Source organism: Cupriavidus sp. 2TAF22 (assembly GCF_052115045.1).
Classification (GTDB): domain Bacteria; phylum Pseudomonadota; class Gammaproteobacteria; order Burkholderiales; family Burkholderiaceae; genus Cupriavidus.
The window spans coordinates 1-24,957 of sequence record NZ_JBFRFX010000035.1 but is presented as its reverse complement, the minus strand read 5'-3'; the positions used below and the strand labels follow the sequence as shown (position 1 = coordinate 24,957).

The 24,957-nt window shown below is 67.7% G+C and carries 22 protein-coding genes; 11 read left to right on the top strand and 11 right to left on the bottom strand.

The window, feature by feature from the left end:
• Positions 1 to 37: 37 nt before the first annotated feature.
• The gene (locus tag AB4Z48_RS31075; protein ID WP_441621133.1) at positions 38 to 1,177 is read right to left on the bottom strand and encodes an acyl-CoA dehydrogenase family protein; all 1,140 of its coding nucleotides are present in this window, start codon (positions 1,175 to 1,177) and stop codon (positions 38 to 40) included.
• A 19-nt stretch (positions 1,178 to 1,196) separates the two neighbouring features.
• Positions 1,197 to 2,429 (bottom strand): CaiB/BaiF CoA transferase family protein, encoded by a 1,233-nt coding sequence (locus tag AB4Z48_RS31070; RefSeq protein WP_441621131.1) that lies wholly within the window; start codon positions 2,427 to 2,429, stop codon positions 1,197 to 1,199.
• Between the two features lie 163 nt (positions 2,430 to 2,592).
• Between AB4Z48_RS31070 and AB4Z48_RS31065 the strand changes: the two genes are divergently transcribed.
• Positions 2,593 to 3,528, top strand: coding sequence for a LysR substrate-binding domain-containing protein (locus AB4Z48_RS31065; RefSeq protein ID WP_441621129.1), 936 nt, complete (start codon positions 2,593 to 2,595; stop codon positions 3,526 to 3,528).
• Between the two features lie 169 nt (positions 3,529 to 3,697).
• Here the strand turns inward: AB4Z48_RS31065 and AB4Z48_RS31060 are convergent, their stop codons facing one another.
• The gene (locus AB4Z48_RS31060) at positions 3,698 to 4,453 is read right to left on the bottom strand and encodes an SDR family oxidoreductase (RefSeq protein ID WP_441621127.1); all 756 of its coding nucleotides are present in this window, start codon (positions 4,451 to 4,453) and stop codon (positions 3,698 to 3,700) included.
• A gap of 214 nt (positions 4,454 to 4,667) precedes the next feature.
• On the opposite strand from AB4Z48_RS31060, the gene AB4Z48_RS31055 reads away from it, so the two are divergent.
• Together AB4Z48_RS31055 and AB4Z48_RS31050 are read left to right on the top strand one after the other, a co-directional pair.
• Positions 4,668 to 5,258 carry a TetR family transcriptional regulator C-terminal domain-containing protein gene (locus AB4Z48_RS31055; RefSeq protein WP_441621125.1) on the top strand — a complete coding sequence of 197 codons (591 nt, stop codon included), beginning with the start codon at positions 4,668 to 4,670 and terminating at the stop codon, positions 5,256 to 5,258.
• A gap of 83 nt (positions 5,259 to 5,341) precedes the next feature.
• Positions 5,342 to 6,067, top strand: a complete 726-nt coding sequence (locus tag AB4Z48_RS31050) for a cysteine hydrolase (protein ID WP_441621123.1) — start codon at positions 5,342 to 5,344, stop codon at positions 6,065 to 6,067.
• A gap of 354 nt (positions 6,068 to 6,421) precedes the next feature.
• Here the strand turns inward: AB4Z48_RS31050 and AB4Z48_RS31045 are convergent, their stop codons facing one another.
• Entirely contained in the window at positions 6,422 to 7,498 is a 1,077-nt protein-coding gene (locus AB4Z48_RS31045; RefSeq protein WP_441621121.1) for a porin, read from the bottom strand.
• Between the two features lie 809 nt (positions 7,499 to 8,307).
• Between AB4Z48_RS31045 and AB4Z48_RS31040 the strand changes: the two genes are divergently transcribed.
• The 5 genes from AB4Z48_RS31040 (at position 8,308) to AB4Z48_RS31020 (ending at position 15,351) form a co-directional block, all read left to right on the top strand.
• Positions 8,308 to 8,826: a hypothetical protein gene (locus AB4Z48_RS31040; RefSeq protein ID WP_441621119.1), complete on the top strand. Its 519-nt coding sequence runs from the start codon at positions 8,308 to 8,310 to the stop codon at positions 8,824 to 8,826.
• Positions 8,827 to 9,143: 317 nt separating this feature from the next.
• Complete coding sequence (locus AB4Z48_RS31035) at positions 9,144 to 9,584, top strand: cobalt-zinc-cadmium resistance protein (RefSeq protein ID WP_441621117.1); 441 nt, start codon at positions 9,144 to 9,146, stop codon at positions 9,582 to 9,584.
• A gap of 191 nt (positions 9,585 to 9,775) precedes the next feature.
• Positions 9,776 to 11,065, top strand: a complete 1,290-nt coding sequence (locus tag AB4Z48_RS31030; protein WP_441621195.1) for a TolC family protein — start codon at positions 9,776 to 9,778, stop codon at positions 11,063 to 11,065.
• A gap of 2 nt (positions 11,066 to 11,067) precedes the next feature.
• Positions 11,068 to 12,228 (top strand): efflux RND transporter periplasmic adaptor subunit, encoded by a 1,161-nt coding sequence (locus tag AB4Z48_RS31025; RefSeq protein WP_441621115.1) that lies wholly within the window; start codon positions 11,068 to 11,070, stop codon positions 12,226 to 12,228.
• Positions 12,229 to 12,234: 6 nt separating this feature from the next.
• Positions 12,235 to 15,351, top strand: coding sequence for an efflux RND transporter permease subunit (locus tag AB4Z48_RS31020; protein ID WP_441621113.1), 3,117 nt, complete (start codon positions 12,235 to 12,237; stop codon positions 15,349 to 15,351).
• 282 nt (positions 15,352 to 15,633) lie between these two features.
• On the opposite strand, the gene AB4Z48_RS31015 is transcribed toward AB4Z48_RS31020, so the two are convergent.
• Both AB4Z48_RS31015 and AB4Z48_RS31010 read right to left on the bottom strand, forming a co-directional pair.
• Positions 15,634 to 16,026 carry a hypothetical protein gene (locus tag AB4Z48_RS31015; protein ID WP_441621112.1) on the bottom strand — a complete coding sequence of 131 codons (393 nt, stop codon included), beginning with the start codon at positions 16,024 to 16,026 and terminating at the stop codon, positions 15,634 to 15,636.
• Between the two features lie 394 nt (positions 16,027 to 16,420).
• A complete protein-coding gene (locus AB4Z48_RS31010; RefSeq protein ID WP_441621110.1) occupies positions 16,421 to 17,464 on the bottom strand; it encodes an AraC family transcriptional regulator in 1,044 nt (347 codons plus the stop codon).
• Positions 17,465 to 17,881: 417 nt separating this feature from the next.
• Here AB4Z48_RS31010 and AB4Z48_RS31005 point away from each other — a divergent pair, with 417 nt between their 5' ends.
• Positions 17,882 to 18,751, top strand: coding sequence for a class I SAM-dependent methyltransferase (locus AB4Z48_RS31005; RefSeq protein ID WP_441621108.1), 870 nt, complete (start codon positions 17,882 to 17,884; stop codon positions 18,749 to 18,751).
• Between the two features lie 25 nt (positions 18,752 to 18,776).
• Here the strand turns inward: AB4Z48_RS31005 and AB4Z48_RS31000 are convergent, their stop codons facing one another.
• Entirely contained in the window at positions 18,777 to 19,724 is a 948-nt protein-coding gene (locus AB4Z48_RS31000) for a DMT family transporter (protein WP_441621106.1), read from the bottom strand.
• Between the two features lie 84 nt (positions 19,725 to 19,808).
• On the opposite strand from AB4Z48_RS31000, the gene AB4Z48_RS30995 reads away from it, so the two are divergent.
• Entirely contained in the window at positions 19,809 to 20,150 is a 342-nt protein-coding gene (locus AB4Z48_RS30995) for a helix-turn-helix domain-containing protein (RefSeq protein WP_441621104.1), read from the top strand.
• A gap of 13 nt (positions 20,151 to 20,163) precedes the next feature.
• Here the strand turns inward: AB4Z48_RS30995 and AB4Z48_RS30990 are convergent, their stop codons facing one another.
• From AB4Z48_RS30990 to AB4Z48_RS30980, 3 genes are all read right to left on the bottom strand, one after another.
• Positions 20,164 to 20,586 (bottom strand): hypothetical protein, encoded by a 423-nt coding sequence (locus AB4Z48_RS30990; protein ID WP_441621102.1) that lies wholly within the window; start codon positions 20,584 to 20,586, stop codon positions 20,164 to 20,166.
• Between the two features lie 59 nt (positions 20,587 to 20,645).
• On the bottom strand, positions 20,646 to 22,367 hold the full coding sequence (locus AB4Z48_RS30985) for a dipeptidase (RefSeq protein ID WP_441621100.1): 1,722 nt from the start codon (positions 22,365 to 22,367) through the stop codon (positions 20,646 to 20,648).
• Positions 22,368 to 22,470: 103 nt separating this feature from the next.
• Complete coding sequence (locus AB4Z48_RS30980) at positions 22,471 to 22,761, bottom strand: cupin domain-containing protein (RefSeq protein ID WP_441621098.1); 291 nt, start codon at positions 22,759 to 22,761, stop codon at positions 22,471 to 22,473.
• Positions 22,762 to 23,132: 371 nt separating this feature from the next.
• Here AB4Z48_RS30980 and AB4Z48_RS30975 point away from each other — a divergent pair, with 371 nt between their 5' ends.
• Complete coding sequence (locus tag AB4Z48_RS30975; RefSeq protein ID WP_441621096.1) at positions 23,133 to 24,221, top strand: MBL fold metallo-hydrolase; 1,089 nt, start codon at positions 23,133 to 23,135, stop codon at positions 24,219 to 24,221.
• A 36-nt stretch (positions 24,222 to 24,257) separates the two neighbouring features.
• Here AB4Z48_RS30975 and AB4Z48_RS30970 read toward each other — a convergent pair whose 3' ends face one another.
• Positions 24,258 to 24,884 (bottom strand): trimeric intracellular cation channel family protein, encoded by a 627-nt coding sequence (locus AB4Z48_RS30970; RefSeq protein WP_441621095.1) that lies wholly within the window; start codon positions 24,882 to 24,884, stop codon positions 24,258 to 24,260.
• Positions 24,885 to 24,957 lie beyond the last annotated feature (73 nt).

Genomic DNA, 24,957 nt, shown 5'->3' with positions numbered 1-24,957 from the left:
GCGGTCGAATCATGGATTGGCAGCCTGGCGGCGTTGCTCAGGCAAAGGCCGCGCGCGCGATCACGGTGCGCTGGATTTCGGAAGAGCCTTCATAGATGCGCAGGATGCGTGCGTCGCGCACCAGGCGCTCCAGCGGCATCTCGCGCGTGAAGCCGTAGCCGCCGTGGATCTGCAGCGCGGTGTCGGTGACGAAGCCCACCGTCTCGGACGCATAGAGCTTGGCCATGGAGGCATGGTCCGTGAAGGGCTGGCCCGCGCCGCGCCGCACGGCCGCCTGCAGTGTCAGCAGCCAGGCGGCCTCGAGGCGCGTGCGCATGTCGGCGAACATCCATTGCAGGCCTTGCTTGCGCGAGAGCGGCTCGCCGCCCACGTGGCGCTGCCTGGCCCAGCCGGTGGCGGCCTCGAGCGCGGCTTCGGCGATGCCGAGGCTGGTGGCGGCCACGTCCAGGCGACTGTTGTCGAGCACCTTCATGGCGGTGCGAAAGCCGCTGCCTTCGGCGCCGAGGCGGTTGGCGGCGGGCACGAAGCAGTCGAGCGCCACCTCGTGCGCGGGGGCGCCGCGGATGCCCATCAGCTTTTCCGCCGGGGCCACGTCCACGCCCTCTGTGTGCCGGTCGACCACGAAGGCACTGATGCCGCGCGTGCCGGCATCGGGATCGGTCTTGGCGTAGACCACGATAAAGTCCGCCGCGTTGGCGTTGGAGATGAAGTGCTTCACGCCGCGCAGCCGGTAGCCGTTGCCTTCGGGCGTGGCGCGCGTGGCCATGTCGGCAGGGTTGGAGCCGGCGCGCGGCTCGGTCAGCGCGAAGGCGCCGAGCCTGGTGCCGGCGGCGGCGTCCGGCAGGTAGCGCGCGCGCAGGTCGTCGTCGCCGCCGATCAGGATCGAGTCGGTGGACAGGTAGTGCGCGCCGATCATCGACGAGGTGGAGGCGCAGGCCTTGGCGATTTCCACCAGCGAGAGGATCAGCGCCACGGGCGAGGCATCGATGCCGCCCCAGCGCTGCGGCAGGTTCATGCCCATCACGCCGAGTTCGGCGAGCTGGGGCACGTAGCGCGTGGACGGGATTTCGTCGCGGTCCACCTCCGCGGCCCTGGGTGCGAGTTCAATGCGGGCGAAACGCCCGATGGCGTCGGCCATTTCGATGTCGGCCGGCTGTACGCCCAGTCGTTCATGCATGTTGATTCTCCAGTTTGGTTCAGGCGTGCGCGGGGGTGACTGCATCCGGTCCGAATGCGCCGCTGGCACGCAGGGCGCGGGCATCCCCGGCGGTGATGCCGAGCGTGCGCAGGATGGCGTCGGTGTGCTGGCCGAGCGCGGGCGCGCGGCATGCGCGGTTGGCGGCCTGGCCAGAGAACTTCACCGGCTGGGTAGGCACGCGGGCCGCGCCGCCTTGCGCGTCCCGCACCTCGCTGAGCAGGCCGCGATGTCCGGCATGCTCGCTTTCGAGCGCCTGCTTGACGTTGCGGATCGGCGCGACGGGGATGCCCGCGGCGCCAAGGGTGTCATTGACCTGCGCCACCGTGCGGGTGGCGGACCAGTGCTCGATGCACGCGCGCAGATCGGCTTCATGGCTGCAGCGCGTGTGGTCGTCGGCGAAGCGCGGGTCGCTCGCCAGCGCGGGCTGGCCGATGGCGCCGGCCAGCGCGTGGAACAGCTTGTTGTTCAGCACCGCCACCACGTAGAAGCCGTCCGCGGCACGGTAGGCGCCGAACGGCGCGGACGACGGATGGCGGTTGCCCACGCGGCGCGGCGCCAGGCCGGTGGCGGCATAGCGGGCGACCAGCGTGGCGCTCAGGCTGAGCGTGGCGTCGAACATCGAGACATCCACGTGCGTGCCCTGGCCGGTCTTGTGGCGCGCCAGCAGGGCGGCCAGGATGCCCCAGGAGGCGAACAGCCCGCTCACCACGTCGGAGACCGCCTCGCCCAGCACGGTGGGCGGGCCGTCCGGCGACCCGGTGGCGTCCATCAGGCCGCACAGGGCCTGCAGGATGATGTCGTAGGCGGGGCGGTGCGATTCGGGGCCGGTCTGGCCGAAGCCCGAGACGCTGGCATACACCAGCGCCGGATTGAGCGCCTGCAGCGCCGCGTAGCCGATGCCCAGCTTGTCCGCCACGCCCGGGCGGAAATTCTCCACCACCACGTCGGCCTGCGCGCACAGCGAGCGTGCCAGCGCGAGTCCGGCCTCGGCCTTGAGGTCGATGACGATGCTCTGCTTGTTGCGGTTCATGGCGGAGAACAGGCCGCTCTCGCCGCCAGCGAAGGGGCCGACGGCGCGATAGTCGTCGCCGCCGGGTGGTTCGATCTTGATCACTTCGGCGCCGAGATCGGCGAGCAGCGCCGTGCAGTAAGGCCCGGCCAGCACACGGGAGAAGTCGATCACGCGGATGCCGGCCAGCATGCCGGCGGGATTCGGGTCGGGATGGGTCATTGCTTGCGCCTCCAGGTCTTGTCTCGAACGCTGTCTCGAACGCTTGTCGCGACGCTTGTGCGCCGGCGTCGCCGCGCGGACCGCGTTCCTGTGACCTGGATTCTGTGCATCGATGGCTATCAAGTAAAATATGGAAATCAACTAGTACCTATACGATTTCCTGATGCGTATCTCCCTGCGCCTGTTGCGCTACTTCGCCGCGGCCGCCGATACCGGCAGCACGACGGCCGCGGCGCGGCAGCTCAATGTGTCGCAGCCTTCGATCTCGGTCGCCATCCGGGAGCTGGAAACGCTGTTCGAGGCAGCGCTGTTCGCGCGCGATGCGGGATCGAAGATGACGCTGACCCGCTTCGGGGTGCAGAAGCTGGCCGAAGCCAGGGAGATCCTGCGCGCGGCTTCCGCGTTCGAGGCCGGCAAGAGCGGCGACGGCGCCGCGGGCGAGGTGCAGATCGGCGTGTTCAGCACGCTGGCGCCGGTGTACCTGCCCTTGCTGCTGCGCATCGCACGGGAGCGTTATCCGAACCTGACGGTGCGCTTTGTCGAGGGCGACCTGGCGCAGCTCGAAGACTGGCTGCACAGCGGCCATATCGAGTTCGCGCTGACCTACGATGTGGGGCTGCCCATCGAGATCGAGCGTGAATGCCTGGCCGAACTGCGGCCGTACGGGCTGGTGCCGGCCGGATCCAGGCTCGCCCGGGGGCGCGGCGGCGTATCGCTGCACGCGCTGGCGCAGGAGGCGCTGATCCTGATCGACCTGCCGCACAGCCGCGAATTCCTGATGGCGCCGTTCTGGCAATTCGGGCTGCAGCCCGAGGTCCGCTACCGCGCGACGTCGCTGGAGCTGGCGCGCAGCATGGTGGCCAACGGGCTGGGCGTGGCGTTGCTGATCACGCAGGCGCCGGCCGCGGCGCAGACCGTCGGCGTGGTGGAGCGGCCCATCCGCGAGGAAACCGTGCGCCAGCCGCTGGTGATCGCGCGCTCGGCGCGCGCATCGCGCAGCCCGGCTTCGGAGCTGCTGGCCGGCTGCGCGCGCGAGGCGGTGGGCGAGGCGATGGCGGCGCAGGCCGCGCGCCGGGGGCGCACGCGTGCAACGGCATGACGCAGATCGCCACGCGGAGAGCCGCGGGCGGTCTGGTGCGGCTTTCGCGGTCAGGCGCGAAAGGTCTTGAACCTCAGTTCCCGAACGGGATCGTCAGTTCCGTCCCGTTCGTGTCCACCATGAAGATACGCTTCATGGCGCCCCTGCCATTCGCTTGGTGGATGCGGGATCAGGCTCCTGCCTGCGAGCGGCGCAGCCATTCGTCGAGACCGATATGGCCGAGGCGCGCCTCGCCTAGCGGCACGAGCGAAAACTCCTCGACCAGGCCGCCGAAATATCGGGCCTCGGGGTCACGCGCCACCTCACGCGGGTCGCCGACGGCCTTCAGGTAACGAGCGACGATTTCGTTGAACGGCGCGCGTTCCGGACCCGCGATCTCGACGGTGCCGCCCTTCGGCGCCGCGAGCGCCACATCGGCAACGATGGCGGCAACGTCGTCCGCCGCGATGGGCTGGAACAGGCCGGGCGAAATCCTGACGACGTTTCCATCCGCGCCCGAAGCGGCGATGCCGCCGAGGAATTCCAGGAACTGGGTCGAGCGGATGACGGTGTAGGGGATGCCGGAGGCTTCCACCAGTTTCTCCTGGGCGACCTTGGCGCGGAAATAGCCATTGTCGGGCGTCCGTTCGATCCCGACGATGGATAGCGCGACATGGTGCCCGACGCCCGCCGCGGCCTCCGCCGCGGCAAGGTTGCGGCCGGAGGTCTCGAAGAATTCCAGCACCGCCTTGTCTTCAAAAGAGGGCGAATTGGCGAGGTCGATCACGACCTGCATTCCGGCGAGGGCCTCCTTGAGCCCCTCGCCGGTGATGGTGTTGACACCGCTTTTGGGAGATGCGGCGACGACCTCGTGGCCGCCCTGGCGCAGGATGGCGACGGTCTTCGAGCCGATCAGGCCGGTACCGCCGATGACGATGATCTTCATGGTTCACTCTCCCATAACTGGGTTCGAATGGAGGCGAGGAAAAAATCGGATGCTCAAGTGGGTTAGCACGCGCCAACAAGAAAGTCAACGACAGGGACGTCAGGGTGACGGCGACCAGCCACGGCCTGGGTAACCCGGCGCGCGTACGGGGCGTTTGACAATAGTCAACCAGTCGTCTATCTTTCGCCCATCCACCTTTATCACCGAATTCGACATGCCCAGGCCCGCCAACCCCGAGATCCGCAACCGCCTGCTGACCGACGGCGGCCGTGTTGTCCACGAGCTGGGCTTCAACGGGGCCGGGGTGCAGGACATCGTGGCTGCCGCGGATGTCCCCAAGGGGTCCTTCTACAGCTACTTCGACAGCAAGGAAACCTTTGCCGCCGAAGTGCTCGAGGCCTATTGGGAGTCAATCGAACAACGCCATGGCAAAGTGATGTACGACGCTCGCATCAAGCCGCTGGAGCGCATCGAGACGCTGTTCGCATTGCTGGTGGACGATCATGCCGCGCAAGAATTCAGGCTTGGGTGCATGGTAGGTAATCTTTCCCTTGAGCTTTCCAATTCCAGTGTCGAAGTCCGGGGTGCCCTGGAGCGGATCCTGGCGCGCTGGGAAGGTATGGTTGTTGCCTGCCTCGATGAGGCGAAGACGCGCCGGGAGCTTGCTGCGGATCATGATTCCGCGCAGCTCGCGGCCATCATCGTCGAGGCCTGGGAGGGCGCGGTGCTGCGCAGCAAGGTCGAGCGCAATGGCGAGGCCTGCCGACGTTTTCAGCAGGTCACCCTCAAGCGGCTGCTGGGCTGATTTTTTTACCTTTTTAAATAGACGACTGGTCGTGTATTAATTTTGCCGGATTCGAACCGGCTTACCATGAGAGGTACTTTCCCATGTGCAATCACCACACCCGGTATGCGGATCCCGTTGACCCGGCTCTGCCGAAGGCCGGCCTCACCCTCGATCTATCGCGCACTGCGCTCGTGGTCATCGACCCGCAGATCGACTTCATGAGTCCGGAAGGCCGTAGCTGGGGCGTTGTCGGAGAAAGCGTGACGGAGCAAAACCTGGTCCCCAACCTTATCCGTCTGTTCCAGGGCGCGAAGCAGGCCGGCATCACCGTTGCCATTTCTCCCCACTATTACTATCCGCACGATCACACGTGGAAAGTGCAGGGTCCCGCGGAGCGGTTCCAGCATGCCGTCGGCATGTTTGACCGCCCTGGCGCGCTGACGGTGGACGGATTCCGCGACTCGGGTGCGGATTTCATGCCGGAGCTCAAGCCCTACATCGAGGACGGCAAGACGATTATCTGCTCAACGCACAAGCTCTACGGCCCGCAGACAAACGACCTCGTTCTGCAGTTGCGCAAGCAGCGGGTCGACCAGGTGATCCTCGCTGGCATGGCCGCCAATCTCTGCGTCGAATCCCATTTGCGGGATCTGCTGGAGCAGGGCTTCGAAGTTGCGGTGGTGCGCGATGCGGTGGCCGGTCCGAAGGTGCCGGAGGGCGACGGCTATCACGCGGCCCTGGTCAATTTCCGCTATCTCGCGAACGCGCTCTGGGATACCGAAGAAACCGTGCGACGGCTGGCGGGAAGCGTGGACATCGCGGCGTAGTCCCGGCGATGCCCGCGCAAGTCTGCATCCCGAAAGCGCCGGCAACGAGCGACGCAGATCCGCTATTGCGGTGAGTCGCTCCCTCCGTGATGCGCGCCGTTGGCGCAGGGTTCGGCGCCTTCGCATCGGTATCCGCATCATTGCTTTGTGTTGATGCGGATAAAGATGGGGGTGTGGGAATTAAAGATCCGTTTTAGCGGGGGTCGTGTTTTGATTTTTGCCAACAAATCGATATTTGTTGGCAATGTGTGAGCGGAAGATTCAAAGCGGCAAAGCACGAAAAAAAGCCACCGCAAGGCACTGCGATGGCTGAAAGCTCCCGTTTCAGGTGGAGCGTCGATATGCGCGTGCGGCTCAGAAGCGGTGGCGGATGCCGGCGACGACGCCGGTCTGGTTCTTGCCGGGGATCACGCTGGTGGGCGCGCCGGTCGCCGGGTTGAGGCCGTTCAGGCCGAGTCCCGAGCCATTCCTGTTGCGTGCGTAGCCCGCGTTGATGTACACGTCGGTGCGCCTGGAGAAGGCATAGTCGGCGGAGGCGGCAAACATCATGGGGTCTGCGTTGCTGTTCCTGAAGTCCGTGTAATAGGCCGCGCCCGAGAGCGAGAGCGCGGGCGTTGCCTTGTAGCGCAAGCCGACCCAGTAGAGGTTGGAGCGGACGTCGCCACTGACGTCCCCGTTCAGCCAGCGATAGCCGATGTAAGGCGTCACCGGGCCGAATGCATAGCTGGCGCCGGCCGCCACGCGGCGGTCCTTGCGGTTGCGGGCGGCGACGGAGGTGCCCTGGTATTCGTCGTAGACCAGGCCGCCGGCAAATGCTTCGTTTTCGTAGTAAAGACTGGCGCCGAAGCTGCGGTCCACCTTGCTGTCGCCGGGGATCTCGCCGGTGCCGGTCCGGCCGAAGCTATACAGCGCGGCTACCGTGAGGCCGGCGAAGCTGTGGCGGTACTTGATGGCGTTGTCCGCCCGTCCCGCCAGCACGGCGTCGCTGCGGAACAGTGAATAGCGCGGCGCGAAGCCCATCGGGTCGAGCCGGATGGTGGTGTCGTACAAGGGCGTGGTTTGCCGCCCGAGGGTGATTTGCCCGAAGTCGCCGGCAAGGCCGACGAATGCGCCGCGATCGAACAGCCGGTTGCCGCTCTGGGCGCCCTCGTCGAGGTTGAAGCCGCTTTCCAGGTCGAAGACCGCCTTCAGGCCGCGGCCCAGGTCTTCCGTCCCGCGCATGCCCCAGCGCGAAGTGGACATATTGCCGGACGACAGCCGGTACACGTTGCCGCTGCCGCTCGCGGCGGGCGCGTTGGAGAGGTACTCGACGCCCACGTCCGCCACGCCGTAGAGCGTGACGCTCGATTGCGCCGAGGCCGTAGCTGCGGTACCTGCCGTCACGGCAAGAAGGGCGGCCAGTTTGGTTGCGGAATATCTCGTCTTCCTCATTGTTATTCTCCAGCTGGTAATTATTAGAAATAGAAAGAACAAGAGCTGGAGTCTATTCAGGAAGTCATTACGATTGGATTGCGCTGTGATGACAACTATTTCTGTTTTTTAGTCAAATTCCTAAATGGCTTGGATTGGTGGCTGGAGCCCCGTGTTATGAGACTCCGGGCGGAATTGACGCCATTCCCTTTGTTTTACGGATCGCATGGATTGGCGGCGGAATTGTTGGTGGAGAAAATGGTGGAAAATATTGATGAGAATAATCCGAGAAAATCCGAGTAATTCGATATGAATATTTGGCGTTGCAGATGCATCCGGGGAGGGCTTGCGCTTCGACGCCGGCTATTTCGTGCCGTGATCCATTACCCGCTGCTACGCATGGGCGATCACGGCTCCGCGACGGTGAGCCGGTAGCGAGCCGCTGGCCTCCAGATGGCTTTGCCGGTCAGGCACCCCCCACCTCGCCGCCATTGACTCTGGTGTGGACGATAATTAACATGTTGCCGGATTATTCTTAGCGGCGGATGCCGGGCTTTGCCTTGCGTGCGCCACCATCGGAGCGTGCATGGTTCGCAAGCTGTTGGTACCGGGCGCAGCGCCGGATATGGGGTTGCTGGTGAAGGCGCGTCCGCAGGCGGCAACCGCGATGTCAGGGACCCTTCGCCATCGATGGAATATTTTCCCCGTCCCGCCCGTTTACCGTAGGGGCAGGGTGCGTGCCGGGCGCGTGCCGGCCGCATTCGGGTGGACTATGCTGAATAGGTTTCTGCCCGTGGAAACAGGGTCCGCGCCGACGCTGGAGAATCGCCATGCAATACCGCCTGCCAAGATGGATGGCCGCGTCAGCGGTCGCGATCGCGCTAAGTGCCTGCGCGTTTCTGGACCCCGTCCAGACTGCGCAGAAAATGATCGGCAACCCGCAGACTTCCGTGCGCGAGACCTTTGGCGCGCCCACCGAGACTTATCAGCTCGCCGGCGGCACCAGCCGCTGGATCTATTCGAAACAGCCTCTCGGGCATGAGGTCTATGCGGCGGATTTCGATGCCGGCGGCAATCTCGCCAGTTTCCGCCAGATGCTGACCGAAAAAGAGATCTACGAGGCGCGGCCAGGCGTCTGGACCAAGCGTGACGTGGCCGAGCGCTTCGGCCTGCCACGTGAGCCCGTCCAGTACTACCCCCTCATGAAGCGCGAGGCATGGTCCTACCGGCTCTACGCCAGTGGCTACCTGCCGGCCCATTTCAGCGCTTATTTTGACGACAGCGGCGTGCTGGACCGCACCATGATCATCGTCGACCCGCTTGGCGGCGACCGCAGCCGCAGCAAGTGATCCAGGCCGGCTGACCGCGATTCCGGCATTCGGCACGGGGCGCGATGCCCCGGCTGCCTGGCGCGCCGCGCTGCACGTCCTCCGCGTGCCGACGCGTGCCGGCGTTGCGGGGACAAAGTGGAAACCTGGCCCGCTCGCTTTATTCGGGGAACGTCCCCGGCAACCCGGCCCCTGTCCGCATCCAGAGGGAACGCCGGGCGCCTTTCCCTGTCTATGTTGAGCATCCGCGTTACAATGTTGCCTTGCACCATTGGTGCGCGGCTCGCCCAAGGCGAGCTGCCGCGCCACCCGGACCGCTTTCGTACCGCCCCCAATCCATGCGATCCCTGCTGCTCCTGCTCACCGTCCTGTGCCTGTCTCTGTTGTCCTTCGGGGCAACGGCGAACGTGCGCGCGGTTGGCGCGCAGCCCGAGGCGGTACGGATGGAACTTCAGGATGCAGCGCTTTCCCGGACGCTCGACGAACTGGAAGACAGCGCCGACCTGGGCCGCGTGATCGCGCCGGGCGACGATGGCCTCACAGCCGAGTCGGAGCCTGATGCGGTGGCGCAGGAGGATCCTCCGGGCTACTGCGAGATCTGGTCCGCCGACCTGCTCGATCCGCTCGACCTGCTCGACGAGATCGAGGAATCCAGCGCGCTGTTCGCGCTGCCCAACGTACGCGTTTCGCTGCCACCCAGCGAGATCGCGCATCGGTTCCCCGCGCCCACGGCCCCGCTGCCGGCGGCGTTCTTCAAGCCTCCGATTTCCCTGATCTGACAGCCCTGGCAATCCTGGCGCGCTGCTGGCGCGCCCGGTATGCATTCCCATTGCCTGGGCGCCCGGGCCCGCTCGCGTTCGCGATCGCGGGCTGACCACCGGCGCGTGCTGCCTGCGCGCGGGTGGCGGGCGCGCAGCCGTTTTGCCTGCCCCCCTTTGTCATGCAGATCAAACAGATCACTATGTATTCCATGGTGGCGCTGCTGTCGCTCGGAGCCTTGCCGGCCCTGGCGGCGCAGACGTTCACCTTGCCGCAACTGCTGTCCTTGTCGCAGTCCACCAACAAGGGCGTCGAGGCGGCCCAGGCCGGCGTCGATGCCGCCAGCGCCGCGGTGACCAGCGCGCGCGCCTACCCCAATCCACAGGTGGAAGTGCTGTACGGACGCCTGTCGCCGCGCACGTCCGGCGTCGCCGGCGGCGCCGCGCCGACGGTGTCCGTCACCCAGAAGCTGGACTACCCGCAGCAGCGCAAACTGCGCGCGGACATTGCCGGGCGCAGCCTCGAGGCCACCGAAGCAGGCCGCCAGGCGTTCAAGGCCGAGCTGGCGGCACGGGTCAAGACCGCCTATTTCGAGGTGCTGCGCCGGGAGACCGAGCAGGCCGCGGCACGGGACGACCTGACGCTGATGCGGCAGATCCATGACCGCGCACGCGTGCGCGTGGAGGTGGGCGAGGCCCCGCGCTACGAACTGATCAAGGCCGAGACCGAGCTGCTGAGCACGCAGAAGACGCTGCAGAGCGCCCAGCTGCGCGTCAACCAGGCCAAGGCAACGCTGCGCCAGCAGGTCGGCGGCGCCATGCCGGCGGACTATTCGCTCGCCGGCAGTCTGGGCCAGCAAGCGCCGCTGCCGGCCCTGCCGGTGTTGCGCGACACGCTCAACGGCACCAACGCCGAGCTCGGCCAGCGCCGTATCGAGGCGGACCGCGCCAACCTGGCGGTGGACTACCAGCGGTCGCTGCGCCTGCCCGAGCTGGCGCTGCGCGCCAGCGCCGAGCGGCAGCCCGACAACACCGTCACCCAGGTCGGCCTGACCCTGACCATCCCGCTGTGGGACCGCCGCAAGGGCCCCGTGGGCGAGGCCACGGCGCACGCCATCCAGGCGCGCACCGCGCTGGAGCTGCGCGAGTTCGAGCTGATGCAAGAGCTGGAAACCGCCTACCGCCAGTACGAGATCACGCAGTCGCAGGTCGGCGCGCTGGAAGGCGGCATCGTGCGCCAGGCGGAGTCCGCCCTGGCGGTGGCCGAGTCGGCCTACCGCTTCGGCGAGCGCGGCATCCTCGATTACCTCGATGCCCAGCGCGTGCTGCGCGGCGCGCGCAGCGACCTGATCGCGGCCCAGTACGAACTGCAGACCGCCACCATCCAGATCGAGAAGCTGCTGTCGAGCGTGCCCGGCGAGCCCGCGGCGCCGATGGCTCCCGCGGCTCCCGCGGCTCCTGCGGTTTCTCCTGCTCCCACGGCACCTACGGAAAACAACTAAGCATGCGTCCCCATTTCCTTCTTTCCCTGACGGCAACCGCAGCCCTGCTGTTTTCCCTGGCCGGCTGCTCCGACGATCCCGCACCCGCCGCCGAGGCGCCCAGGCAGCCGCCGGGCGTGGTCAAGCCCGAAGCCAGCCTGCAACAGACCCTGAAGGTGGCGCCGGTTGCCACCAGTGCCTTCAGCGAGGTGCTGCGCGTGGCTGGCCGCATCGATTTCGACGAACAGCGCGTGGCGCGCATCGGCGCCAGCGTGACCGGGCGCGTGACCGACCTCTACGGCATCCTTGGCCAGGAGGTCAAGGCGGGCCAGGTGCTGGCGCGCCTGCACAGCAGCGAGCTGGGTGCGGCGCAGATGGCCTTCCTCAAGGCCGAGGCGCAGACCGAACTGCAGGCCCGCAATGCCGAACGCGCGCGCCAGCTGTTCGCCGCCGACGTGATCGGGCGCGGCGAGCTGCAGCGGCGCGAGAGCGAGCTGGCGATTTCCTCGGCCGAGATGCGCGCCTACCGCGACCAGCTGCGCGTGCTCGGCATGTCGGCCGCGGCCGTGGCGCAACTGGCCAGGAGCGGCAGCATCGACTCCTATTCGCCGGTGTTCTCCAGCATCAGCGGCACGGTGGTGGAGCGCAACGTGGCGCAGGGCCAGGTGGTGCAGCCGGCCGATGCGCTCTATACCGTGGCAGACCTGTCGCGCGTGTGGGTGGTGGCGGAGGTGCCCGAGCAGCAGGCCGCGCTGGTGGCCGAAGGCCAGAGCGTGAACATCGAGGTGCCGTCGCTTGGCAACGGCGCCGGCCAGAAGCAGATCACCGGCAAGCTGATCTACGTGGGCCGCACGGTGAACCCGCAGACGCGCACGGTGCTGGTGCGCACCGAGCTGGAGAACCGCGAAGGGCGCCTCAAGCCCGCCATGCTGGCCAGCATGCTGATCAACAGCGCGCCCAGCGAGCAACTGGTAATCCCCGAATCGGCCATCGTGCGCGATGGCAACGACGAGCAGGTCTACGTGGAACAGGCCGCCGGCCTGTATCGCGTGGCCAAGGTCAAGCTGGGCGCGGAGAGCGACGGCATGCGTGTGGTGCTCAGCGGCGTGAAGGCGGGCGAGCGCATCGTGGTCGACGGCGCCTTCCATCTCGACAACGAGCGCAAGCGCCTGGAACAGGGGTAAGCAGCCATGATGAAATCCCTTGTGGAAGCCGCCATCAAGCAGCGGCTGGTGGTGTGCGTGCTGGCGGTGGTGCTGTTCTTCTTCGGCCTGCGCGCGGCGACCAAATTGTCGGTTGATGCCTTCCCCGACGTGACCAACGTGCAGGTGCAGATCGCCACCGAGGCCACCGGCCGTTCGCCGGAGGAAGTGGAGCGCTTCGTCACCGTGCCGATCGAAATGGCCATGACCGGCCTGCCCGGACTGGAGGAAATGCGCTCGCTCAACAAGGCGGGCCTGTCCCTGATCACGCTGGTCTTCACGGATGCGACGGATGTGTACTTCGCGCGCCAGCTGGTGATGGAACGCCTGATCGAAGTGGCCGGCCGTATGCCCGAAGGGGTGACGCCGGTGCTGGGGCCGGTCTCCACCGGCCTGGGCGAGGTCTACCAGTACACGCTGGACCGCGCCGACGACGGCGCCCGCGCGCTCACCACGGAGGAACTCTCCGAGCGCCGCATCGCCCAGGACTGGGTGGTGCGTCCGCTGCTGCGCTCCATCCCCGGCGTGGCCGAGATCAACTCGCAGGGCGGCTTCGTCAAGCAGTACCAGGTGCTGGTCAACCCGGACCGCATGCGGCATCAACAGATCACGCTGCAGCAGGTCTACCAGTCTCTCGCACGCAACAACGCCAACTCCGGCGGCGGCGTGCTGCCGCACTATGCCGAGCAATACCTGATCCGCGGCGTGGGGCTGGCCCGCGGCGTGGACGATATCGGCAGCATCGTGCTCAAGGAGGTGGCGGGCACGCCGGTCTACGTGCGCGACGTGGCCGACGTGACCATCGGCCACGAAGTGCGGCAGGGCGCGCTGGTCAAGAACGGCGAGACCGAATCCGTGGGCGGCATCGTGATGATGATGCGCGGCGGCAACGCCAAGGAAGTGGTGAGCCGCGTCAAGGCGCGCGTGGCCGAGATCAACGAGCGCGGCATGCTGCCCGGCAAGCTGCAGATCGTGCCGTACTACGACCGCAGCGAACTGGTGGACTCCGCGCTGTGGACCGTGACCAAGGTGCTGCTCGAAGGCGTGGTGCTGGTGGTGATCGTGCTGTTCCTGTTCCTGGGGGATGTGCGCTCGTCGGTGATCGTGCTGGCCACGCTGGTGCTCACGCCGCTGCTGACCTTCATCGTGATGAACCAGGTGGGTCTGTCGGCCAACCTGATGTCGCTCGGGGGGCTGGCCATCGCCATCGGCCTGATGGTGGACGGCTCGGTGGTGGTGGTGGAGAACGCCTTCGAGCGGCTCGGCCACAAGGAGTCCGGCCTGACCAAGACCGAGATCCTGGTCAAGGCGGTGCAGGAAGTGGCCACGCCGGTGATCGTGGGCGTGGGCATCATCATCCTGGTGTTCCTGCCGCTGATGACGCTCACCGGCATGGAAGGCAAGATGTTCGCGCCGCTGGCGTTCACCATCTCGATTGCGCTGGCGATCTCGCTGTTCCTGTCGTTGACGCTGTCGCCGGTGCTGTCGTCCTACCTGCTCAAGGGCGGCGCCGAGCATGACACGCGCCTGATCGCGTTCATGAAGCGCCACTACCTGCGCATGCTGCACTGGACGCTGGCCAATAGCCGCAAGACGGTGATCGGCGCGGTGCTGGCATTCGTGGCGACCATCGGCATCGTGCCGCTGCTGGGCACCTCCTTCATCCCGGAGATGAAGGAAGGCTCGATCGTGCCGGCGCTGGACCGCGTGCCGAACATCTCGCTGGAAGAGTCGATCAAGCTGGAAATGGCGGCCAACAAGCTGGTGCTGTCGGTGCCGGGCGTGAAGTCGGTGGTGTCCGGCGTGGGCCGCGGCGAAAGCCCGGCCGACCCGCAGGGCCAGAACGAATCCACGCCCATCGCCAGCCTGAAGGATCGCGACGAGTGGCCCGACGGCTGGACCCAGGACGATATCGCCAACGGCATCCGCGAGAAGCTCAAGGCCATTCCCGGCGTGCAGATCGTGATGGCGCAGCCGATCTCCGACCGCGTCGACGAAATGGTCAGCGGCGTGCGCTCGGACGTGGCGGTGAAGGTGTTCGGCGATGACCTCGACAAGCTGCGCGACCTGGCAGGCGAGATCGCGCGCGTGGCCGGCGGCATCCCGGGCTCGCAGGACGTCCGCATCGAGCGCATTTCGGGGCAGCAGTACCTGTCGATCGAGATCGACCGCCAGGCCATTGCGCGCTATGGCCTGAACGTATCCGACATTCACGACATCATCGAGATCGCCATCGGCGGCAAGCGCGCCACGGATATCTTCGAAGGCGAGCGTCGCTTTGCCGCGGCGGTGCGCCTGCCCGAGGACTTCCGCGACAACGTGCAGGCCATCCGACAGTTGCTGGTGGCCACGCCCAACGGCGTGCAGGTGCCGCTGCAGAGCGTGGCGAAGATCGAAGTCACCGACGGCCCCGCGCAGATCAGCCGCGAGATGGCCAAGCGCCGCGTGGTGGTGATGATCAACGTGAAGGACCGTGACCTGGGCGGCTTTGTCGCCGAGTTGCAGCAGGCGGCGGACAGCAAGGTCAAGCTGCCGGAAGGCTACTATCTCGAGTGGGGCGGCCAGTTCCAGAACATGGAACGCGCCATGGGCCACCTGAAGATCATCGTGCCGGTCACCATCGCCGCGATCTTCTTCCTGCTGTTCCTGTTGTTCAACTCACTGCGCTTCGCCACGCTGATCATCACCGTGCTGCCGTTCGCCTCCATCGGCGGCATCATCGGCCTGTTCGTCACCGGCGAGTACCTGTCGGTGCCGGCCTCGGTGGGCTTTATCGCGCTATGGGGCATGGCGGTGCTCAACGGCGTGGTGCTGGTGTCGTACATCCGCACGCTGCGCGATTCTGGCCTGTCGCTGACCGAGGCGGTGGTGCAGGGCGCGACCCAGCGCTTCCGCCCGGTCATGATGACGGCCACCATCGCCATGCTCGGGCTGGTGCCGTTCCTGTTCTCCACGGGGCCGGGGTCGGAAGTGCAGCGCCCGCTGGCGGTGGTGGTGATCGGCGGGCTGATCACCTCGACCTTGCTGACGCTGGTGATGGTGCCTACGCTGTACCGGTGGTTCGACAACCGCAAGCCCGACCCTGGCAAGGACGTCCCGGTCTGAGGCTTGGCAGATCGAAGCAGTTGAGAAACGCCCCGTGCATCGCCTTGCACGGGGCGTTTTTTTTGGCATCTGCCTAATCTTGTCGGGGTCGTGTGACGCCTTTGGTCCTGCTTATCGAACCTGCCGTACCCTGGCAGAAGAGTTGCGCCTTCTGGCTGCACAATGCCGCCGACCATCGTATCCGGCAACGACCCCTTCCGACCTGATGACCGCCGACGCTTTCGCTCAGATGTTCGGGGCGATCGAAGGTATCCCCTCGTGCCAGGAACAACGGCTAACGATTCAGGCGGCCATCAGGGTGCCGTCCGCGGCATGCTCGCCCTCGGTATAGCCATCGCGGTTGCTGATGCGGGCACCGTCGGTGTACGGGTCACGAGCGCGGGAGACCGAGATGCTGGCCACCACCTGCGGCGCGTCATCGCTGCGCGCGCCGTCGTAGAAGGCGTTGCGTTCCCCGTTGCGCGCGCCGTCGGTGAAGGGGTCGCGCGCGTCGTTGCGGGCGCCGTCGATAAACGGGTCGCGCTCTGCGGTGCGTGCGGCGGATACCCGCACGCCATAGCCGTGGTCCGTGGAAAGACCGGCGGCGGACGCCGCCTGCACACCGCCGGCGGCGGCGGCAAGGGCGACGATAGAGACGAGGCGCTTTGCGAAGGTGGCGAAGTTGATGGCGTTCATGATGAATCTCCAGGGCTGTTGGCAGGGCTGCTGTTCCGAGGTCGGGCGCGGCCGGCGATGCAACGGTGGCAGGTTCATCTGGTCTGCTGCTGGTGCTGCTGCCGCCGCCGCGCTACAGGAAGCATTTAAGGCGACCGATGTATCCGGCCCGTAGCGACTTGGGGGCGCGACGGTGAGCGTGCGTATCGCGCTGGACTGGAGATACACAGGCATACAAAGCCGGCGATCGCGGGCGCGTGGAGTGGGCTGTGGGATACACGGCGAGCAAGGTCACGCCGCCGCATGGGAAGCAAGCGCAACGTGCGTGCCCGCCCCGTACCTCTGCGGGCGACGGGGCATGGGCAACTGGCTGGCGACGGGCCTGGGCGAAAGCCTGGGTGCTTCCTGCGGCTGCCTATGGCCGGTTCCCGGCGCCGGCGGGCAGCGCCGCCGCCTGGCGCTTGATGACGGCGCCATCCGGCAGGCCACCGCCCCGGCTGCGCTTCCAGCTGGCCGGCGGCATGCCGAACTCCCGCTTGAACGCGCGGTTGAACGCCGCTTCCGAATCGTAGCCAACCTGCTCGGCCACCGCGGCCAGCGGCCTGCCGCCGCCGAGCAGTTCCTTGGCGGCGATCTGCAGGCGCCAGTGCGCGAGGTATTGCATGGGCGGCTGGTCGAGCAGGTCGGTGAAGCGCTGCGCCAGCGCCGAGCGCGACAGGCCAACCTTACGCGCGAGTTCGTCCACGGTCCAGGGATAGCCGGGCTGCGCATGCAACAGCGCGAGCGCGCGGCCGACGAAGCGGTCGCGCACGCCGGACAGCCAGCCTTTGCGGTCGGCGGGCAGGGTGTCGATGCAGCGGCGCACCGCTTCCACGAACAGCAGCTCGGACAGGCGCGCCAGCACGATGCTGCTGCCCGCGCGCCACTGCGCGGCTTCGGCGACGGCGAACTGCACCGAGGACTCGAGCCACGCGCTGCGCGGGTCGTTGCGCATGTCGATCTTGAAGATGCGCGGCAACGCCGCCAGCACGGGATTGCTCAGCGCGTCGTCGCAGGCAAGGAAGCCGCACACCACGCGGGTGCGGGCGCCGCCGCCGCCGTGGCTGAGCTTCAGGACTTCGCCGGGCACGGTTTCGAGCTGGCCGGACAGCAATGACGCGGACGCCACGGGCGGCAGGTCCAGCGCGCTGCCCATGGTGTGGGCCTCGCCCTGCGGCACCACCAGCAACTCGCCGGCCTGCACGTGCATCGCGGAGCAGGGGTCGTCGACCAGCCGCGCCCAGCAGTTGCCTTCGGTGACCAGGTGGTACGACACCACGCGTTCGCACTGGGGCAGGAACTCTGCGCAGATGGAGGCATCGGTCTGGCCGATCACGCTCCACGGCGCGGTGAACTCTGCGTTGAGAAAGACGGCGCCTCCGAGGCGTACCACACGGAGGACGTCGGATACCGCATCCATAGGCTGCGTTCCCGTCAGTGGCCGGGAGCCGGCAAGTTCCGGCGTCCCGCGCAAGAAAGCTGGACGCTCGATCATTCATCCGGTCCGGCATCGTGAAGATACTACACCCCGCGCCCCGGCAAATGACACCATCGCGGCGGCGCGCGGCGCAAACCTTTCCAGGAGGTGCAGCATGCGTAACGGTAACGCGTACCAGGGCCGCTGTTTTTGCGCAGCGGGGCAGTTGAGCCGGCTGCCCACGGCGGACGGCCTGCCCAAGCTGCGCGAGCCGATCGAGTTGCGCGAGTAGCGCGAGTCGCTCGAATCAGCGCGAGCCGCGTATCCGAATTGCAAGATCAGCCCCGGCGCCGGGCAAACGGCGTCATCACCAGCCGCCGGGCTGACTTTGCCCGCGGAAAACTCTGCAGGAGACCAGGTATGTCAGCCGTTCTTCCCATCACGCCCTCGTCCTCATCGTCCTCACCCGCGGTCGTGTCCGCGCCGCCGGTCGACCTCGCCGCCGTCAAGGGCCGCCAGCAGCTTGCCTGGTCCGCCGGCAACTACGCCGTCGTCGGCACCACGCTGCAGATCGTCGGCGAGAACCTGTGCGAGGCGCTGGACCTGCGCGCCGGCGCATCCGTGCTCGACGTGGCCGCCGGCAACGGCAATGCCACGCTGGCGGCCGCGCGCCGCTGGTGCGAGGTGACTTCCACCGACTACGTGGTATCGCTGCTCGACGCGGCGCGTGCGCGCGCGCAGGCCGAAGGCCACCAGGTCCGCTTCCAGGAGGCCGATGCGGAGAACCTGCCCTTCGCCGCGGCGAGCTTCGACGCGGTGCTTTCCACCTTCGGCGTGATGTTCACGCCGGATCAGGAGCGCGCCGCCGCCGAGCTGGCGCGCGTGTGCAAGCCCGGCGGCAAGATCGGCCTGGCCAACTGGACGCCCGGCAGCTTTATCGGGCAGGTGTTCAAGACCATCGGCAAGTACATTGCGCCCGCGGCGGGTGTGAAGTCGCCGGCGCTGTGGGGGACCGAGGCGCGGCTGCAGGAACTGTTCGGCGCGAGCGCGCGCGCGATCCGCGTGACGCAGCGCGAGTTCGTCTTCCGCTATCGCTCGCCCGCGCACTGGATCGAGGTGTTCCGCACCTACTACGGTCCGATGCACAAGGCATTCGGCGCGCTGGATGCAGCACAGCAGGCGGCATTCGCCGAAGACCTGCGCGTGCTGATGCGCGATCGCAACCGCTCGGGCGATCACACGCTGGTACTGCCATCCGAGTACCTGGAAGTGGTGATCGAGCGGGCCTGAGCCTGGCGCCGGGCCGCGGGCGGCTTCAGGCCCGGCCGCGCTGCCGCGCGCGCGTGGCCAGCGCCTGCGCGAGCAGCTCGTAGCCGCTCACCAGCACGATTCCCGCCAGCACGAGCAGCGCGCCCGCCAGGAAGTCCGGCTCGAGCGTCTCGCCGAGCAGCCATGCGCCGAAGCCCACGCCGAACAGCGGCGTCATGAAGGAGAACACGCCCAGCCTGGAGGCGAGATACTTGCGCAGCAGCCAGAACCAGGTCAGGAAGCTGGCGAAGGACACCACCAGCGCCTGGAAGGCCAGGCTGCCCCAGGCCAGCGCAGTCGGATTGAAGCTGGCCTGGCCGAGGACGGCGGCTGCCGGCAGCAACAGCAGGAAGGCGCCGGCCAGCTGGTAGAGCAGGGTCTGCGTGGCCGGCGCGCGGGCCAGGCTGGAGCAGCGGATCATCACCGTGGTGGCGCCCCAGGCCAGTCCGGCCAGCAGGCCGAGCAGGTCGCCGAGCAGCATGTTCGCCGCATCGCCGCTCGCATCACCGCCCGCGTTGCCGCCCATGAAGGCGAGGGCGATGCCGGCAAAGGCCAGCGCGATGCCGGCCCACTGCGGCACGCGCAGGCGCTCGGCCGGCAGCTTCCAGTGCAGGCCGAGCGCGGCGAAGATGGGCGCCGTGTAGAGAAAGACCACCATGTGCGAGGCAGTGGTCAGGCGCAGCCCTTCGCCGACCAGCAGGTATTCCAGCGCGAACAGGCCGCCGACCACGGCGCCCGGGCCCCAGGTGCCGTCGCGCGGGAACAGGCGTTCGCCGCGCCGCGCCATCAGCAGCGCCACCAGCACCGCGGCAATGCCGGAGCGCAGGGCGATCTGGAGCAGGGGCGAGATATCACGCGCCACTGCCTTCAGTGCCACTTGCTGCAGGCCCCATACCAGGCACAGCACCAGCATCAGGCCAATGGCCTGTGCGTCGACCGGTTTTCGTGAGTCCAAGATGCGCGCGTCCGTGTTCTGGTGAGGTGAGGCTGGATTATGGGCCTGGCGGTTTTTCTTGATATAGTGAAAACCAGTCAATCCATGCCGCCATCCGGCCATGTTCGCTGCCTGCGCGCGCTGGAGGCCGACCCCGGCGACAACCGCGCGCTGCCCGAACTGGCGCACGCGGCCAATACCACGGAGCGCACGCTGGCGCGGCGCTGCCGGCGCGACCTGGGCATGTCGTTCGCCGAGTGGCGCCAGCGCATGCGCGTGCTCAAGGCAATGTCGTTGCTGGAGGCGGGCCGCACGGTCGAGGCCATCGCGCTGGACCTGGGCTACGGCAGCGCGTCGGCCTTTATCTCGATGTTCCGCCGGATGATGGGCGTGACGCCCGACGAATTCCGCCGCGGCGCAGCCGCCAGGGCGCGCGGGGCGCAGTGAGGCCGCACGGCCCTCAGGCGCCTTCGCAGATGATGGCGGTGATCAGCGGTGCGGCATGCTCGGCGCGCGCCTTGCTGCCCGCCGCGCTCAATGCCTTGGCGATGGCGTCCGTATTGCCCACCACCGCCACGCCGTAGAGCGGCTTGTCCAGCGGCGTGCCCTTGCCGGCCTTGAACAGCGAATCGCGCGGCTGGTAGCCGAATACCGCGAACACGCTGCGGCCAAGCACCGTCATGCCGGCGTCGCTGGTCGGCCAGAAGGCATTGACCGAATTGTCCTCCACGCGCATGGGGCTGGCGTCGATCAGGCGCTGCTGCTGCAGCGTGGCGACGAACTTGTGGGGGGTGTCGCCGCACGCCAGCATGGTGTCGAGCGGGGCGGCGCTGCCGAGTGCTGGCACGGCTGCCAGCAGCGCGGCGAGTAGCGGATATCTCATGATGGGCGCTACTTTAACCTGCCTCGCCGCGCGCCGCCGGGCCATGCTCACGACCCTGCTCACTGCATGGCCTTCAGGTCGCCGATGCGCACCAGCATCTCGGTGAACATCTGCATGTCCAGGTCGAGGTCGGTCACCTCCTTGTACTCCTTGGCGTTGTGGGCGGTGTATTTCTTGCCCGGCATGGCGGGGCCGAAGTTGATCGCGTTGGGCATCAGCTTGGCCGTGGTGCTGCCGGCCGTGGGCACGGGGCGCGCTTCCAGCCCGGTGGTGTCGCCGAAGATGTTGAGCAGCGTGGACAGCCACGCGCCCTTGGGGTCGCGCGCCATCCAGTTGCCCTGGTCATGGCTGATGCTCAGCGTGGTGTGGCTGGCGGCGGCCCAGGCGTTGATCTTCGCGGCCACGGCCGCGCTCAGCGCCTCGGGCGTGCTGCCGCGCGGCATGCGTACGTTGGCGGTGACTTCGAGCTGCCCGTCCTTTTCGCGCGCCAGGTTGGGCGAGATGGTCAGCGGGCCCATGAAATCGTCCTTGTAGGCCACGCCCATCTTCTCGCCGAGGTAGTCCAGGCCATACAGGTCTTCCAGGTACCAGGCGGCGCGGGCGTAGTGGTTGTCGGCCAGCGGCACGCCGGATTCGCGCAGGAACAGCGCCAGGCGCGGCAGCGGGTTGACGCCTTCCTCGGGGCGCGAGCCATGCGCGGAGCTGCCGGTGACCTTGACTTCGAGGCTGTCGCCGGACTGGCTGATGTCGATGCTGAACCTGCCTTGCGCCGCGTACTTTGCGATAAAGGGGGCGCGCGCCGCTTCGAGGCGGGTCCGCGCGGCGGTCAGGTCGCCGCCCTTGAGCTGCGCGCTGGCGGTCTGCGGCACGGCATTGGCGGCCGCCGCGCCGCTCATGGCGACGATGGCGGTGGTCTTGCCGTCGGCGGGCTGCACGGGAAAGAACACCTTCAGCGCGCCCGAACCCTTCTCCGCCACCACGGCGGGGTATTTGCTGTCGAGCACGATATTGTAGGCGGGCAGCGTGGTGCGCTGCTGGTAGTACTTCATGCCGTCGCCGCCGGTTTCCTCGGTGGTCTCGATCATCAGGCGGATGGTGCGGTCGAGCTTCAGGCCGCTGTCCTTCACGGTCTTCATGGCGTACAGCACGGTGGCGATCGAGCCCTTGTCGTCGATGGTGCCGCGGCCATAGAGGTAGTCGCCCACGCGCGTGACCTTGAACGGATCGAGCCTGGTGCCGTCGTCGAGCACCCATTCGCTTGCCACCGCCGGCACCACGTCGGCATGCGTCAGCAGCCCGAACGTCTCCTTGCCGCGGCCCGGCAGCGTCACCTCGAACACGCGGTTGTCCACGTTGCGGAACTGCAGGCCGAAGTCCTTCGCCATGTCTTCGACCAGCTTGCCGAAGGCGATGATGTCGGGGTTCTCGTGCTGGGGGATCTTGTCGTCGCGCACGGTACGCAGTGCCACCATGCGTTCGATGGCGCCGAGCACGGCATCGTGGTTGTGCAGGCGGTTGTACACGCCGAGCAGGCGGCCGATATTGGTCAGGTCGTCGCCGCGCAGCGGCTGGTGCTTGCGATAGGCCGCCACGCTGCGCGCCAGCATCGGGTCGGCCTTGACCGCCTGGTCGAGGAAGGCGTCGAGGCTGGCCTGCGCCTTGCCGGTCTGCGCCGCGACCAGGGCATCGAGCGCGGGCTTCTTCAGCGTGTCGGCGAAGGCGTGCGGGGCCGCCGCCAGCGATAGCAGGAGAAGGGGCGCGAGGACGGAGGAGCGTTTCATGGGCAGGGCCTGTCTGGGGCGTGGCGGAAAACGCGCGATATTCGCACGAGCCGGCGCGCCGGCGCAAATGCGGTTTTCCCTGCAGTGATGTTCCTCCGCGCCCTCAGCCCGCCTGGTGCCCGGGTGCAGGCTTCCTGCCGATCAGGAAACGCACGCCATCCGGGCCGTAGCGCTCGGCGTGCGCCTCGTTGGCCTGCAGTTGGAAGGTGTCTCCTGCCCGGTAGGCCCGTTCCTCGCCCCCGATGGCCAGGTAGAGCACGCCCTCCAGGATCAGTGCCCTGGCTTCGAACGGATGCGTGTGGACCGGCATGGAGCCGTTGGGCTCGCGCGTGACCGTCGTGACCTCCTGGAAGCCGTCGCGGGCGAGGGCGCTGGTGAATGCATCGTGTTCCATGATGTCTCCGGCCTGGCGGACCGGCGCTGCGATCGGGGCAAGGCAATGGGGAATGGGGCTGGTGCCCTTGAATATAGGCGCTATCGATCCCGGCGCAAACGCGCGCCTTTGCTGCATTTGCCCGGCGCCCGGGACCGGCGCGCCGGCCGGCATGGCGCGCTTGCTGTCATGGGCATGCCGCGCGGTGCGGCAGATGCATCACCTGCCGCCGCGGCGCCATGGTCCTCGATCCAGGCGGCTACCGCACACAACGCCAGCCTCGCGGGCCGCATCGGGGTAATGCGAACCGCCAGACCTCGGTAGAATCGGTCAACCCACCCGCGCGGCAGTGCGCCGCAGGCACGCCCGCGGCACTAAAGGAACGAGACAAGATGAGCAACGAGAATTCCTCCCCTTCCGCATCCGCCGCCGCCCCGGCGGACGGCAAGCCGGTCCTTGAATATCCCTGTGGCGACGCCCCGGCGCCCGGCAGCGTGAAGGAGATCGTGCCCGGCCTGCTGTGGATCCGCATGCCGATGCCGTTCGCGCTGAGCCATATCAACCTGTGGGCGGCGCGCGACGGCAGCGGCTGGGCGGCGTTCGACGCCGGGCTGCAGACCAGCGAGACCGCCGCCGGCTGGCGCGATCTGTTCGCGAAGGACGGCGCGCTGGCCGAAGGGCTGACCCGGCTGTTCGTCACCCATATGCACCCCGACCATATCGGCATGGCCGGCTGGCTCACCCGCAAGTTCGCCTGCCGGCTGTGGATGACGCGCCTGGAATACCTGAACTGCCGCGTGCTGGCGGCGGACACCGGGCGCGAGGCGCCGGAGGACGGCGTGCGCTTCTACCGCCGCGCCGGCTGGGACGACAACGCCATCGAGGGCTACCGTGCGCGCTTCGGCGGCTTCGGCAAGTTCGTCCATGCGCTGCCGGACAGCTACCGCCGCCTGCGCGATGGCGAGACGCTGCAGATCGGCGAGCACGCGTGGCGGGTGGTGGTGGGCAACGGCCATTCGCCCGAGCATGCCTGCTTCTACAGCGAGGCCTTGAAGGTCCTGATCAGCGGTGACCAGATCCTGCCGCGCATCTCGTCCAACGTCTCGGTCTTTCCCACCGAGCCGGATGCCGACCCGATGGGCGACTGGCTGGCCTCGCTCGCCAAGCTGCGGCGCGAGGTGCCGGACGATGTGCTGGTGCTGCCGGCCCACAACGAGCCGTTCCGCGGCCTGCACGCCCGCATCGACCATCTGGAGCGCAGCCAGCACGCGGCGCTGGACCGGCTGCGCCAGGCGCTGGGAGAGCCCAAGCGGGCGGTGGACGTATTCGGCCAGCTATTCTCGCGGCCGATCGGCGCGGAGCCGGGGCTGCTGGGCATGGCGACCGGGGAGAGCATCGCGCACCTGAACTACCTGCTGCACCGGGGCGAGGCGGTCATGCAGGCGGGCGAGGACGGCGTCGCGTGGTATCGCGCGGCGTGAGCCGCGACTGAGCGCCCCGGGCCGCCCCGGGCTGCGCTACCAGGCCGCCACCGTGGGCAGGTGCCAGTCGTTCCACACCGCCAGCAGGCGCAGCGTGAAGCAGGCCCCGCCGCCGGCCACGGCGGCCGCCACGGGCGGCAGCCGCAGCGCGCGCGCGCCGATCGCCACCGCCGCGCCAAGCCAGGCCGCGGTGGCGTAGATGTCCGCGTGCAGCACGGTGGGTACCTGTGCCAGCAGCATGTCGCGCACCACGCCGCCGCCCACGCCGGTGACCGCGCCAATCAGTGTCGCGGCGAAGGGGCGCACGCCATAGAGCCGGGCCTTCTCGGCGCCCGCCACGGCAAACAGCGACAGGCCTGCCGCGTCGAGCAGGACAGGCAGCAGGCCGGCAAAATCCTGCGCGGCCGAGTGGAAGACGAAGGCCGCGGCGCCGGTCAGCATGGCGAGCGCGGGATAGCGCCAGTCCCGGATCGCGTTGGGCGGGGCCGCGCCGATCAGCAGGTCGCGGAGGATGCCGCCGCCCACTGCCGTCACCAGCGAGACCACCACCACGCCGAGCAGGTCCAGCCCGTGCCGCATGCCGCTGATGGCGCCTTCCAGCGCAAACACGGTGGTGCCGGCAAGATCGGCTGCCAGCACGACGACTTCGGCTTTTGTTCTCATTGTGTGCGGATGACGTGGGTAGCGTAGGCAGCATACTGGCCGCCGCGCCGGCGCGCCAGCGTATGAGCGCGGC